The organism is Roseibium sp. ROS1 (genome assembly GCF_054658215.1).
The window spans coordinates 195,870-209,098 of sequence record NZ_BAAGIG010000001.1; the positions used below are offsets into that span (position 1 = coordinate 195,870).

The 13,229-nt window shown below is 60.1% G+C and carries 15 protein-coding genes; 14 read left to right on the plus strand and 1 reads right to left on the minus strand.

Annotated features, from left to right (window positions below; genetic code table 11):
- Nucleotides 1–49 precede the first annotated feature (49 nt).
- Complete coding sequence (locus ACYQ6M_RS00885; RefSeq protein WP_023003451.1) at nucleotides 50–796, plus strand: YebC/PmpR family DNA-binding transcriptional regulator; 747 nt, start codon at nucleotides 50–52, stop codon at nucleotides 794–796.
- A gap of 99 nt (nucleotides 797–895) precedes the next feature.
- The gene (locus ACYQ6M_RS00890) at nucleotides 896–1,207 is read left to right on the plus strand and encodes a MazG-like family protein (RefSeq protein ID WP_023003450.1); all 312 of its coding nucleotides are present in this window, start codon (nucleotides 896–898) and stop codon (nucleotides 1,205–1,207) included.
- 214 nt (nucleotides 1,208–1,421) lie between these two features.
- Here the strand turns inward: ACYQ6M_RS00890 and ACYQ6M_RS00895 are convergent, their stop codons facing one another.
- A complete protein-coding gene (locus ACYQ6M_RS00895; protein WP_460071600.1) occupies nucleotides 1,422–2,183 on the minus strand; it encodes a TSUP family transporter in 762 nt (253 codons plus the stop codon).
- Between the two features lie 190 nt (nucleotides 2,184–2,373).
- Here ACYQ6M_RS00895 and ruvC point away from each other — a divergent pair, with 190 nt between their 5' ends.
- The 12 genes from ruvC to ybgF all read left to right on the plus strand — a co-directional run bounded on the left by ruvC (nucleotide 2,374) and on the right by ybgF (nucleotide 13,162).
- Nucleotides 2,374–2,889: a crossover junction endodeoxyribonuclease RuvC gene (ruvC, locus tag ACYQ6M_RS00900; RefSeq protein ID WP_062487062.1), complete on the plus strand. Its 516-nt coding sequence runs from the start codon at nucleotides 2,374–2,376 to the stop codon at nucleotides 2,887–2,889.
- Complete coding sequence (gene ruvA, locus ACYQ6M_RS00905) at nucleotides 2,886–3,503, plus strand: Holliday junction branch migration protein RuvA (RefSeq protein ID WP_062487064.1); 618 nt, start codon at nucleotides 2,886–2,888, stop codon at nucleotides 3,501–3,503. Before ruvC ends, ruvA begins: the two co-directional genes overlap by 4 nt.
- Nucleotides 3,500–3,745, plus strand: coding sequence for a hypothetical protein (locus ACYQ6M_RS00910; RefSeq protein WP_023003446.1), 246 nt, complete (start codon nucleotides 3,500–3,502; stop codon nucleotides 3,743–3,745). Before ruvA ends, ACYQ6M_RS00910 begins: the two co-directional genes overlap by 4 nt.
- On the plus strand, nucleotides 3,735–4,775 hold the full coding sequence (gene ruvB, locus ACYQ6M_RS00915; protein ID WP_023003445.1) for a Holliday junction branch migration DNA helicase RuvB: 1,041 nt from the start codon (nucleotides 3,735–3,737) through the stop codon (nucleotides 4,773–4,775). Before ACYQ6M_RS00910 ends, ruvB begins: the two co-directional genes overlap by 11 nt.
- Before the next feature lie 171 nt (nucleotides 4,776–4,946).
- Nucleotides 4,947–7,001: a methyl-accepting chemotaxis protein gene (locus tag ACYQ6M_RS00920; RefSeq protein WP_460071603.1), complete on the plus strand. Its 2,055-nt coding sequence runs from the start codon at nucleotides 4,947–4,949 to the stop codon at nucleotides 6,999–7,001.
- 84 nt (nucleotides 7,002–7,085) lie between these two features.
- Entirely contained in the window at nucleotides 7,086–7,553 is a 468-nt protein-coding gene (gene ybgC / locus ACYQ6M_RS00925) for a tol-pal system-associated acyl-CoA thioesterase (protein ID WP_023003443.1), read from the plus strand.
- A gap of 265 nt (nucleotides 7,554–7,818) precedes the next feature.
- On the plus strand, nucleotides 7,819–8,523 hold the full coding sequence (gene tolQ / locus ACYQ6M_RS00930) for a protein TolQ (RefSeq protein ID WP_023003442.1): 705 nt from the start codon (nucleotides 7,819–7,821) through the stop codon (nucleotides 8,521–8,523).
- Nucleotides 8,524–8,526: 3 nt separating this feature from the next.
- Nucleotides 8,527–8,979, plus strand: coding sequence for a protein TolR (gene tolR, locus ACYQ6M_RS00935; protein ID WP_023003441.1), 453 nt, complete (start codon nucleotides 8,527–8,529; stop codon nucleotides 8,977–8,979).
- A gap of 6 nt (nucleotides 8,980–8,985) precedes the next feature.
- On the plus strand, nucleotides 8,986–9,936 hold the full coding sequence (locus ACYQ6M_RS00940; protein WP_460071606.1) for a cell envelope integrity TolA family protein: 951 nt from the start codon (nucleotides 8,986–8,988) through the stop codon (nucleotides 9,934–9,936).
- 45 nt (nucleotides 9,937–9,981) lie between these two features.
- Nucleotides 9,982–11,331, plus strand: coding sequence for a Tol-Pal system beta propeller repeat protein TolB (gene tolB, locus ACYQ6M_RS00945; protein WP_023003439.1), 1,350 nt, complete (start codon nucleotides 9,982–9,984; stop codon nucleotides 11,329–11,331).
- A gap of 151 nt (nucleotides 11,332–11,482) precedes the next feature.
- Nucleotides 11,483–11,968 (plus strand): peptidoglycan-associated lipoprotein Pal, encoded by a 486-nt coding sequence (gene pal / locus ACYQ6M_RS00950; protein ID WP_023003438.1) that lies wholly within the window; start codon nucleotides 11,483–11,485, stop codon nucleotides 11,966–11,968.
- 246 nt (nucleotides 11,969–12,214) lie between these two features.
- Entirely contained in the window at nucleotides 12,215–13,162 is a 948-nt protein-coding gene (gene ybgF / locus ACYQ6M_RS00955; RefSeq protein WP_460071610.1) for a tol-pal system protein YbgF, read from the plus strand.
- The last annotated feature ends 67 nt before the right edge of the window (nucleotides 13,163–13,229 follow it).

The window sequence follows — 13,229 nt, forward strand, 5'->3', positions numbered from 1 at the left end:
AAGCGGCGCAGTTTTCACTGACATCACCTGTAAAGAACCGAGAAGAGCCATGGCAGGCCATTCAAAATTCAAGAACATCATGCACCGCAAGGGACGCCAGGACGCGGCCCGCTCCAAGATGTTCTCCAAGCTGTCCAAGGAAATTACCGTCGCCGCGAAGATGGGTGACCCGGATCCGGACGCGAACCCGCGCCTGCGCCTTGCCGTCCAGAACGCCAAGGCCCAGTCCATGCCGAAGGAAAACATCCAGCGGGCGATCAACAAGTCCCAGTCCGGCGACGATGACAACTACGAGGAAGTCCGTTACGAGGGCTACGGCCCGGCAGGTGTTGCCGTGGTCGTCGAAGCCCTGACCGACAACCGCAACCGGTCCGCATCCAACATCCGGTCCTATTTCACCAAATGCGGCGGGTCGCTGGGGGAAACGGGCTCGGTCTCCTTCATGTTCGACCGTGTTGGCGAAATTATCTACAAGCCGGAAGCCGGTGAAGCCGACGCGGTTCTGGAAGCTGCGATCGAAGCCGGCGCGGAAGACGTTCAGTCCGACGAGAGCGGTCACACGATCTACACCGCCTTTGAAGATCTGAACGATGTTTCCGCTGCTCTGGAACAGGCACTGGGCGAAGCGGATTCGACCAAGATCATCTGGAAGCCGCAGAACCTGACGCCGGTCAACGCGGACAAGGCCCAGACCATGATGAAACTCATCGACATGCTGGAAGACGACGACGACGTCCAGAACGTCTACTCCAACTTCGATGTCGACGAAGAAACCATGGCCTCTCTGGCTTCCTGAGTAACACAGGATATGGATCTGAAAACCCCGGCCCTGCCGGGGTTTTTGTTTTGGTGGTCCTGAGGCTCGCGCCTTCCTTGAACCAAGGAGACCGATCGCATGTTCAATATCTTCGACCTGACGCAGAAAGACCCGAAAACCTTGCAGGAGCGTGCGCTGAAGCTGGCGGAGGAAGCCGGAGAGCTGGCACAGGCCGTTCTTTCGGCAACGAAGGCGCCCGGCAGCGAATACAAGAACCAGACGCTGGCAGATGTCCGTGAAGAAGCCGCCGATGCTGCAATCGTGGCGATGAGCGTCCTTGCGCAGGCTTCTTCAAGCAGGGAAGAGTTCGAGGCGGAACTCACGCGACTGATGGCGGAAAAATGTGCCAAATGGCAGGAGAAGCTGCAGGAAAAGCCTTTGGCCGAATAGGGTTTGCACCGCGTTTTTGGGGCGGGTTTTGCCAACTTGATCGGGTGGTCCTGGCCATACTCAACCTCATCCTGAGGAAGCGCAAAGCGCTGTCTCGAAGGATGGACTACATAACTCCGGAACAAGAGGCCCATCCTTCGAGACGCCGCTTCGCGGCTCCTCAGGATGAGGGTGTCTGGGTGTTCCTCCACACTAACATAACGCCAAGAACCGCCTACCGGAAAAGCGGATCCAGCAGGGGCATGCTGGAGAGCGCGGCGAGGGCGATCAGGCCATAGGCGAGCTTGCGATAGAGTTTCGGGTCGGCGTGCTTGAAGCCGTTGGAGCCGAGATAGATCGCAAGGGCATAGACGGGGATCGCCATGATCAGGAGGTGGAACACTTCCAGCGTGAAGAAGCCGTTGAAGATATAGGCAACGAAGGTTCCGATACTCGCGAGCGCGAAGAACACGATCAGGTTGGCACGGACGATTGCCGGTTCCTTGGCGCTGGAGAGCCAAAAGGCAACCACCGGCGGGCCGGAGACCTGCGAGATGCCGCCGAGGATGCCCGCAACTGCGCCAACCCCAAGCGACACCGGCCTGGAGGGTTTGCGTTCATAGCGCCAGCCGGACACCAGCAGCAGTAGCAGTCCGGTCACGATTGCAAAGATCGTCCAGCGTAGAACCAGCACGTCCGCGTTGGCCAGAAGCCAGGCGCCGACGTGAACAAAAACCACGGCACCAACGACCGCGGGAAGCACTGTCGACCAGTTGCACAGCCTGAGCGCCTTGACCACCAAAGGCAGTGCGACAATGCCGTCGATGAACAGAAAGGTGGCGGCCGCGGTTGACGGCAGCATGACGCTGGCGGCCACCGGCATGAAGATCATTCCCGCACCGAACCCTGCAAACCCGCGCACGCAACCTGCCACAAACAGGACCGCGGCGAGGAACACCAGAAGGCCGGGCGGAAAGGAGCTGAAGATGTCGGCCATGGGAACTCGCGGAACGGACGGGATCAAAAAGGGATTGGCCCGGCAGATCGCGGGCCTTGGCGGGGGAGGTGGCCTGCCGGTAGGGGCAAGGCCGGATTAAACACGTTGTGAGGTGTTTTTGACAGGCTTTCCGGTGGTAAGCCGCGCTTTGGCTGGCGTCAACGGGGAAGTTTTGTTACCGATTTGTTCCATGATACACGCGATTCGTTTGCTGGGCATCGACCCGGGGCTGCGGCGTACCGGCTGGGGCATGATCGAGGCGACGGGAAATCGCCTGTCCTTCATTGCTTCCGGAACGGTAACCTCCGACAACAAGAAGAGCCTGGCCGAGCGCCTGGTACAGCTGCATGACGGCCTCAGCGAAGTCGTGCGCCAGCACGAACCATCCGAAGCCGCGGTAGAACATACGTTCGTCAACAAGGATGCGGGCGCAACTCTGAAGCTCGGGCAGGCACGCGGGATCGCTCTGCTGGTGCCATCGCTCGCCGGACTTCCGGTTGCCGAATATGCGCCGAACCTCGTCAAGAAGACGGTGGTCGGGACCGGTCATGCGGAAAAGGAACAGATCCGGGCCATGGTCAAGGTTCTGATGCCGCGGGCCACTTTCAATTCGGACGATGCCGCCGATGCACTGGCAATTGCCATTTGCCATGCGCAGCACCGGTCCAACAGTACAGCGCGGCTTGCCGCCATGGGGGCAATATGATCGGCAAGCTGAAAGGCACCATCGACAGCTATGGCGAGGACCACGTGATCCTGGATGTGCACGGGGTGGGCTATCAGGTTCATTGTCCCTCGCGCATTCTGCAGGGTCTGCCGCGCGCAGGTGAAGCGGCTGTCCTTTTCATCGAGACAATCGTTCGTGAGGACATGATCCGGCTCTATGGCTTCGGGGTAGAGGCGGAGCGCGAATGGTTCCGTATCCTGATGACCGTTCAGGGTGTCGGTGCCAAGGTTGCGCTGGGCATTCTGGGGATCTTGAAGGCAAGCGAAGTCGCCAACGCAATTGCGCTTGGCGACAAGGCAACGATTTCGCGGGCGCCTGGCGTCGGCAAGCGCGTTGCCGAACGCATCATTGCCGAACTCAAGGACAAGGCGCCGGGACTTGCCACGGTGGACCAGGGCACGATTGCGGTTTCCCAGAACGTTGCCGACAACGTGGCTGCCCGGCCGGTGGCCGAGGCGGTTTCGGCGCTCACCAATCTGGGGTATGCACAGGCGCAGGCGAGTGGCGCCGTCGCAAAGGCCTTGCAGTCAGTCGGTGAGGACGCGACCACGGAAACGCTGATCCGCCTTGGCTTGAAGGAATTGGCCGGATGATCGCCGTTACCTATGGCATCATTGCCGTCGTATTCGTGGTTCTGGGGATCGGCGGTATCATGTACCTCGATCACCGCTTCAGTGCCTCGGTGGGGGATCGTCCGTTTACAGTCAACGGACGCCGTGTGGAGTCGGACGACCCGTTTGTCCTGCGCCAGTTCAAGAAATTCTATGCACTCCGGGTGGCCTATTCCCTGGCTCTTCTGGTGTTGCTGTTTGTGGTCGTAAGCCATGTCGGATGACACTCGCATCGTGACGCCGGAAATCCGGGGGGACGAGATCGATTCAACCATGCGCCCCCAGGTGCTGGATGATTTTGTCGGTCAGGCCCAGGCGCGCGCCAATCTGAAGGTCTTTATCGGTGCGGCGAAGGCGCGGGGAGAGGCGCTGGATCATGTCCTGTTCGTCGGGCCTCCCGGTCTCGGCAAGACGACACTGGCACAGATCATGGCGCGCGAACTGGGGGTCAATTTCCGGGCAACCTCCGGTCCTGTCATTGCGAAGGCGGGCGACCTTGCCGCACTTCTGACCAACCTGGAAGAGCGCGACGTCCTCTTCATCGACGAGATCCACCGGCTCAATCCGGCAGTCGAGGAAGTGCTATATCCGGCGATGGAAGACTTCCAGCTCGACCTGATCATCGGCGAAGGACCGGCTGCGCGTTCAGTCAAGATCGACCTGGCGAAGTTCACGCTCGTTGCAGCGACAACGCGGCTGGGTCTCTTGACCACTCCGCTGCGCGATCGCTTCGGCATTCCGGTCAGGCTGCAGTTCTATACGGTTCCGGAGCTGGAGCACATCGTCAAGCGTGGCGCCGCCATTCTCGGCATCGGCATGGTTGAAGACGGTGCCCGCGAGATTGCCAAACGCTCCCGCGGGACACCGCGTATCGCCGGACGACTGCTGCGGCGGGTAAGGGATTTTGCCATTGTCGCCGGCGTCGAGCGGGTCGACAGGGAACTCGCCGACAGGGCGCTTCTGCAGCTGGAGGTCGATGGTGCCGGGCTCGACAGTCTCGACCGTCGCTATCTGAGCCAGATCGCGGTGAATTTCGGTGGTGGGCCTGTCGGGATCGAGACCATTGCGGCAGCACTTTCCGAGCCTCGTGATGCGATCGAGGAGATCGTCGAACCCTACCTGATCCAGAACGGGTTTCTGCAGCGGACGCCAAGGGGACGTATCCTGACGCCGATGGCGTTCGAACACCTGGGTCTCGCGGCCCCATCCAGACCGGATGCTCCGCAAATGGGACTGTTTACCGATCCCGAATAGTTTACGTAGTATTTATAAGACAAGGTCTTGTCGGTTACATCCAGCTCTGCATAGCGATTAAGCATTTATTCGCGAATCCTGCCGTATCGTCGCGTTAACTATGCGGGGGAAACCATGCGGAAGCGCCTTTCATCTAAACTGGCTTTAATGTTTTTAGCCGGCGCACTCACTATGTGCGTGGCAATTGTCACGGTCACGTCGACCATTTCGCGGGATGTTGCAAACGGTCAGGCAGATGCCGGCCTGCAAAGTGCTACCAAGGCGAAACAGAAGGTTATTGAACTCTCCCTTGGGCAGGTGAAGGACAGCGCTGCGTTCTTCTCCACGCTGGAAGGCGCCAAGGACAGTCTGATGAAGACCATGGTCGGGTGGAAGAACCTGAAAGAAGGGCAGAACGAACTGCTCCGGAAGATCTTCGTGACCGACAATCCGCACCCCGAAGGTGAGCGTCACCTTCTGGTGGAGCCGGAAGAGTCCAACTACTACGTGAACAATCACAAGGTCGTTCATCCGATCTACCAGGAACTTGTCGATCAGGGCCTGTTCTCGGATGCGGCGCTGGCCAATCCGGACGGGTTCATCACCTATACTTTCCGCAAGGGTCCGGAATTCGCCTTCCACGTGGAAGACGCGCAGATCCAGGGCCATCCGGTGCAGATCGCCATGGGCAAGCTGTTCGAGGCCTCGAAAAACGAGACGCTGGCGGCCGGGCAGATCTATTCCTCAGGTTTTGTGACCACCGAAGATGGCACCGTCTCGGAAGTTCTTGCGGTGCCTGTGTTCTATCTGGACCGGTTCTTCGGCGCGATTGCGTTCACGACCAACATGGAGCATCTGGCCGGATTGCTGAACGAGAAGACCGGCCTCGGCGACAGCGAGCGCATCTTCCTTGCCGATTCCGATGGCAAGCTGGTTCAGCTCGACGATATGGGCCGCGCGAGTGCCGTCCACATGATCTCCGATATCAAGGTCAACGACCGGCTGATCCGCCTGGAAGACGGTGACTACCGCTTTGCGGAAGCAAGCAACACGTTTGTCGGTTCGCCCTTTGGTGTTGTCGATGCCGTCAAGCAGACGGAACTGTCGGCTGCCGCCGATCGCATCACCTATGGCGCGATCATTTCCGGTTTCCTCTGTCTGGTTCCGATCGTCGGCCTGATCTGGTGGGTAACCCGGCGCATGTTCGCTCCCATGGAACGCCTTGCGGTCGCGGCTCGCAAGATCGCCGACGGCGACCTGGAAGTGGGTGTCGAAGCGACCGAACGCCAGGACGAGATCGGCCGCATGGCGCGCTGTATCGAAGTGTTCAAGGACAGTTCGATCGAACGCGAGCGTCTGGCATCCGAGCGCAAGGTTGGCCACATTGCCCGCGAACAGCGTGAAAAGACCATCGATGCGCTGATTGCTGCATTCCGGGCCGAGTCGCAGGCGGTTCTGGAGCTGGTGGAAACCAATATTGCCCGTGTGGAAGAAGTCTCTTCCGCCCTCAGTCACCGGTCCACTGCCGCGTCAGACCAGGGGCAGACCGCGGTGTCGACTTCGGAAAACGCTTCCTCCAACGTTCAGGCGGTTGCCTCCGCCACCGAGGAACTCAACGCGTCGATTTCCGAGATCTCCCGTCAGGTCGAAACCACGGCAAGCATCGTGGCCCAGACCACGACCGCCGCGCAGAGCTCCAATTCCAAGATCTCCGGTCTTGCGGAAGCGGCCGACAAGATCGGCGACGTCGTGTCGCTGATTTCAGAGATCGCCGAACAGACCAACCTGCTGGCGCTGAACGCGACGATCGAAGCTGCACGAGCGGGCGATGCCGGCAAGGGCTTTGCGGTCGTTGCCTCCGAGGTCAAGTCGCTCGCCGGCCAGACTGCCAAGGCAACGGAAGAAATCTCCGCGCAGATCGCGGCAATCCAGGCCTCTACCACCGAAGCGGTGGAAGAGATTGCCCGGGTGTCGGAATCGGTCGAGGAGGTCAACTCCTACACCACCACGATTTCGGACGCCGTGCAGCAGCAGGGCGCTGCCACCGGTGAGATTTCCAGAAACGTTGCAGAAGCCGCGGAAGGTACCCGCAGCGTTGCTGAGACTGTGGCGTCGCTGAACGAAGGCGTTGCCGAAAACTCGGAAGCGGTTGGCGACATGCTGAACGCGACCATCGAGATGAAACAGCAGGCGGAACAGCTTCGTGCGTCCGTCGAGAAATTCCTCTCCGAGGTTGCCGCTGCATAAGATACGGCCTACGTAAGGGCCAGGTACGAGCCTCCCGGTCGGTCGACCGGGAGGCTTTTTCATTCAGCTTTCGAGGGACAAAGCGTGTCGGACTGGCCGGATCTCGCCGGCCGCCTGGAAGATGGCGGTCATGTGCTTCCTGTTCGCGTCTACTACGAGGACACGGATTTCACGGGTATCGTCTATCACGGTGCCTATGTGCGCTTCTTCGAGCGCGCCAGGTCGGATTTCCTTCGTCTTATCGGCATTCACCATCGTGAGATGGCCGAAGGTACCCACGGCGCTTCACTGGCCTTTGCGGTCAAGACAATGACGCTGGACTTCCAGAAACCTGCCAGGATTGACGATGTGCTGGAAGTTCATACCAGCCTTGCGGAGTACAAAGGCGCCCGAATTCGGCTCGATCAGCTGATTTACCGCGGCGAAGAGCTGCTGATTTCGGCTGCCGTCACCGTTGCGATCATCACCTCGCAGGGACGTCCGACCCGACTGCCGCAGGTCCTTTCGGAAAAACTCGTGCAGCATGCACCTGGAGAAAACACCGACGGTTGAAGGGCTTGGCTCTGAAAGAGCAGGCAAGCTGCTTGGCGGCGGTAAAATACTTTCAAAACCCATTACTGCGTTAATCTTGCAGTAACCTTAATTGATTCCTTTAGAGAGGGACTTTCTTTGATTGGAAAAGTCCCAGTTTTGACAAAATCAAACGTCAGAGAGGCGGCAGGTTACAAGAGCCGGCCGGCTGATTCCGGTTCCTCGCTGTCGTTTTCGAAACCTTGAATGCAAAACAGCGTCAGACGGCCAAGGGGTCATTGAATTTATGGAAACACTTGTCCAATCGACATTGGCGCCAGAGAGCGGCATTTCGTTTTTTGCGCTGTTCTGGCAGGCGCATATCGTCGTCAAGGTCGTAATGCTCGGCCTTTTGGGCGCTTCGGTATGGTGCTGGGCGATCATCGTCGACAAGATCATGCTGGTCGGCCGGACACGGCGCCAGATGAGCCGGTTCGAAACGGTGTTCTGGTCCGGTCAGTCTCTCGAAGAACTCTATAATACGCTTCACAATCGTGTGAACCATTCCATGGCGGCACTGTTCGTCGCAGCCATGCGTGAATGGAAGCGCAGCCACGAGGGCGCGCGGCCTGCCATCGGCAGCCTGCAGCAGCGTATCGACAGGGTGATGGATGTCACCATCCAGCGCGAAGCCGAGCGGCTTGAAAGCCGGTTGCTGATCCTGGCAACCGTTGGCTCCGCGGCACCGTTCATCGGTCTGTTCGGAACGGTCTGGGGCATCATGACGGCGTTCCAGGCGATCGCGGCATCGGAAAGCACCAACCTTGCCGTCGTGGCGCCCGGTATTGCCGAAGCGCTGTTTGCGACCGCGCTTGGTCTACTGGCCGCCATTCCGGCTGTTATCGCCTACAACAAGTTTTCGGCCGACGTCGGCAAGGCGGTTTCGCGCATGGAAGGCTTTGCGGACGAGTTCTCCGCCATCCTGTCCCGTCAGATCGACGAGAGGGGCTGATCCATGGCCATGCAGGTCGGTTCAGGGCAGGCAGGAAGCGGACGGCGCGGGCGGCGCAGGCGTCGCCACGCACCCATGAGCGAAATCAACGTCACGCCCATGGTCGACGTGATGCTGGTGCTCCTGATCATCTTCATGGTGGCTGCTCCGCTCTTGACGGTCGGTGTGCCGATCGATCTGCCGGAGACCAGCGCCAAGGCCCTGGAAGGCGATACCGAGCCGATAACCATCTCGGTGAACGCGGCTGGTGAAATCTTCATCCAGGATACCCCGATCACGATTGAAGAGATCGTGCCAAAGCTCGAAGCCATTGCCGCCAATGGTTACGAGGAACGTATCTACGTGCGCGGCGATCAGGATGCCGACTACGGCACCATGATGAAGCTGATGGGCCGCATCAGCGCGGCCGGGTTTAAACGCCTCGGTCTTGTCACTCTGGAAGAACGGGACTCGTAACGCGTCATGCGCGCAGGTCTCATCGCGTCTCTGGCCGGTCACTCGGCTTTCCTGCTCTGGGGCTTGATCGCCTTTCCGGACGCTGAGAGCTTTGCGGTTCCGCAGGTGGATTCTCTGCCTGTCGAACTGGTGCCCATCGAGGAAATCACCAGGCTTCGGGTCGGCGAAAAGACCGCCGAAATTCGGGATGTCGCGGCGGTGAACCCAAGCGATACCCCGGCCGAGGAACCTCCGAAACCGACCGATAAACCGGGCGAAAGCAAGGTTGAGCAGCCGACGCAGCCGACACCTTCGCCGTCTCCGACGCCTCCTCCGGCACCGGAACCAACGCCCGTTGCAGATCCGGAGCCAGCTCCGGCGCCTGCGCCCGAACCAGCGCCGGTGGCCGAACCTGCGCCTGCACCAGATCCTGCCCCGGCGCCGGAGCCTGTGCCGCAGCAGGAGGCCGCGCCTGCGCCCCAGCCGATCGTGACCAAGGTTTCGCCGCGCTCCAAGCCGACGCCGCCGAGGAATGCGCCCGAGCCGCCGAAGGATAATTTCGACAGCACCGATATCGCTGCGCTTCTGAACAAGGTCGAACCGGCCAAACAGACCGGCGAAACCAGCCAGAACCCGGCCTCTCTCGGTTCCCGGCGCGGGGAGCAGAACGTGCGTATGAGCCAGTCCGAGCTGGATGCGCTGCGCGGAATGGTGGCGCAATGCTGGAACCCGCCGGTGGGTGCCGTCGGTGCGGAAGACCTGAAGGTTCGTGTCCGTTTCAACCTGTCCCAGGACGGTCAGGTTTCGGGCCAGCCGGAAGTCATGAATTCCAGCGGCAATCCGGCGTTCGGAGCAGCCTCAAGCAGTGCCGTGCGCGCGATCATGCGCTGCCAGCCATACAATCTGCCAATTTCCAAGTATGAAGCTTGGCAGGAAGTCATCATCAATTTCGACCCCAGAGAGATGCTCGGGGGATAGACTGGCCCGGCCAGTTCAAACGTCCATAAGGGAGCTGTTGTGCTCATGCGCGGAATACTGAAAAAACTTTCTGTTTTCACAAGCCGGAAAGCCAGAGGGCTCGCATTTGTTCTCGCTTCTTTTGTGGTGATTGCTCCGCTGCCGGCGGCAGCGCTTGTCGAAATCGATATTACCCAGGGCAACATCGAGCCCTTGCCGATCGCACTGCCGTCGTTTTCCGCCGAAGGCGGAGACGGCAAGCTGGCCGCGGACATGACCAACGTCATTGCCGCCGACCTGAAACGATCCGGCCTGTTCCGGCCGCTTGACCCGGCCAGCTTCATTCAGAAGAACATGAGCGTGAATTCCACGCCGCGTTTCGGCGACTGGCGCCAGATCAGTGCCCAGGCGCTTGTCACTGGTACGGTGATCAAGCAGCCGGACGGGCGTCTGCGGGCGGAGTTTCGTCTGTGGGACGTTTTCGCGTCAGAGCAGATGCTGGGCCAGCAGTTCTACACGACACCCGAAAACTGGCGGCGTCTGGCGCATATCATCGCTGACGCGATCTATGAGCGGCTGACCGGTGAAAAGGGCTACTTCGACACCCGGATCGTCTATGTCGATGAAACCGGCCCGAAGGACAAGCGCGTCAAGCGCCTGGCGATCATGGACCAGGACGGCGCAAACGTGCGTTACCTGACGCGCGGCGACGATCTGGTGCTGACACCGCGGTTCTCGCCGACGAGCCAGGAAGTCACCTACATGTCCTATGGCGGCGCCGATCCGAGTGTCTATCTGCTGAATATTGAAACAGGTCAGCGCGAAATCGTCGGCAACTTCCCGGGCATGACCTTTGCCCCGCGGTTCTCGCCCGATGGCCAGAGCGTGGTGATGAGCCTGCAGCAGGGTGGCAATGCCAACATCTTCAAGATGGACCTGCGCTCTCGCCAGACGACGCGTCTGACGAACGACGCGGCCATCGATACGAGCCCGTCGTTCTCACCGGACGGACGCCAGATCGTGTTCGAATCCGACCGCGGCGGCACACAACAACTTTATGTGATGAGCGCAGGCGGCGGTGGTGCGCAGCGTATTTCCTTCGGGCCAGGCCGGTATTCCACGCCGGTATGGTCGCCGCGTGGAGACCTGATCGCCTTTACCAAGCAGCACCAGGGCCGATTCATGATCGGCGTCATGCGGCCGGACGGAAAGGGCGAGCGTATCCTGACCGAGGGCTATCACAATGAAGGTCCGGCCTGGTCGCCGAATGGCCGTGTGCTGGTGTTTTTCCGGGATACGCCGGGTGCCAATGGCGGGCCGCAGGTCTGGACCGTGGACCTGACAGGATACAACGAACAGCGGGTGGAGACCCCGGCCTTCGCGTCGGATCCCTCCTGGTCGCCGCTGATCGACTGATGGAGACATGCGGCCTGTGAAGGCAGGCCGTGTTAAGCTTTCGCTAACCATGTTTGAAAAGGCGTTTTTTACCGGTTTTGGCTAGAAAGCGTTTACCAAGAACCGGACGGATGAAATGTCAGGTTGGCGGGCTGGGGTGTAGGAGACAGGAATGTTCAAGAGTTTAAACGCCGGACGGGGCGCGCGCTGGATTGCAGTCTGCTTCGTGGTTCTGTTCGCAGCAGCATGTGCCCAGAACAAACCGGACGGGCTGTCGAGCAATGTGAAGCCCGGCACGGGCCAGGACTTCGTCGTGAACGTGGGTGACCGCGTGTTCTTCGAAGAAGACCAGTCGGTGGTGACATCGCAGGGTCAGGCAACCCTTGCCAATCAGGCCAAGTGGCTGAACCGCTATCCCCAGTACACGATCACGATCGAGGGGCATGCGGATGAACGCGGCACGCGTCAGTACAACATCGCGCTGGGAGCACGCCGTGCCCAGTCCGCACGTGACTATCTGGTGGCGCAGGGCGTGAACGCCTCGCGCGTCCGGACGATTTCCTACGGCAAGGAACGGCCTGTTGCTGTCTGTAACGACAACAGCTGCTGGTCGCAGAACCGCCGTGCGGTGACGGTCCTGAACAACGCGACCAACTGATCCGGCAAATGCCGAACAAAAAAGGCCGGGCAGCTTGCCCGGCCTTTTTTGTTGGGCCGGCCGGAAATGACGAAATCACTTCAATGTCAGCCGGTAACGTCAAAATTTGGCCGAAGTCGAAGCGCTCTGTGCACTTGAGTAAGAAGCCGGGCATGGTAAGACATCATGCGCGTGGATCTGCTTGAGTATTGGCGTTTGTCGGACCACGGCCAGACACTGGTACAGCAAATCCAACCGGAGGAGCGAATGCTGAAACTAAAGGGACTGGCAGGTCTCATCATGGCGTTGGTCATCACCTTCGCCACTGCCACACCGTCGCAAGCCCAGCTGTTCGGACGCAAGAATGACGATTCCAGCGTACGGATCGGTCAGCTTGAGGAACGGATCCGGGTTTTGACCGGTCAGATCGAACAGTTGTCCTATCAGATGCGGGAATTGCAGGATCAGATGCGCCGCATGCAGGAAGACAATGAATACCGCTTCCAGCAGCTGGAAGGCGGCACCCCGGGCAAGCGCTCGGATGCCGCTCCAGGATCGACCGCTCCGGGCCTAGGCCCGGACGGTACTCCGCAGTCGGGCAACCTTATCGCGCCGGGTGGAGGTTTTGCGACCCTCCCTACGGACGGATCTGGAGACGGCAACTGGGATCAGTCCGGCGGCTATGAAAGCGGTTTGCCGAGCGACGGTCCGATCGACCTTTCGCGGCTGGCCAACGGGCTTGAAAACCTGCCTGGCACAGGTCAGGAAATCGCGCCCGATCCCGGTCTTGCCACCGACGATGACCAGATTGCCAGCGTCATCGGCAGCGGCGACCCGAGCTCTGACTACAATCAGGCGTATTCCCTGGCGGTCAATGGCGATTACGCAGGTGCCGAGCGCGGATTCCGGAATTTTTTGGAAACCTATCCCGACGATGCACAGGCGGCGAACGCTCAATACTGGCTGGGCGAAAGCCTGCTGGCACAGCAGAACTACCGCGAGGCAGCCGATGCCTTCCTGAAGACCTACACGGACCATCCCGGCAACGCCAAGAGCCCCGACAGCCTGCTCAAGCTGGGTGTCTCGCTGCGTGGTCTCGGCGAAGCGGATGCGGCCTGCGCAACGTTTTCCGAACTGCTGAACAAATACCCGAATGCCGCTCCAGCCGTTTTGTCCCAGGCGCGGGATGAACGCCGTCGTGCCCAGTGCTCCTGACGGGCCGGTTGAGCCCGAGAGGCTCCCGGCCGATCGCGTCGATGCTCTTTTTTCAAAGCTAAGCTCT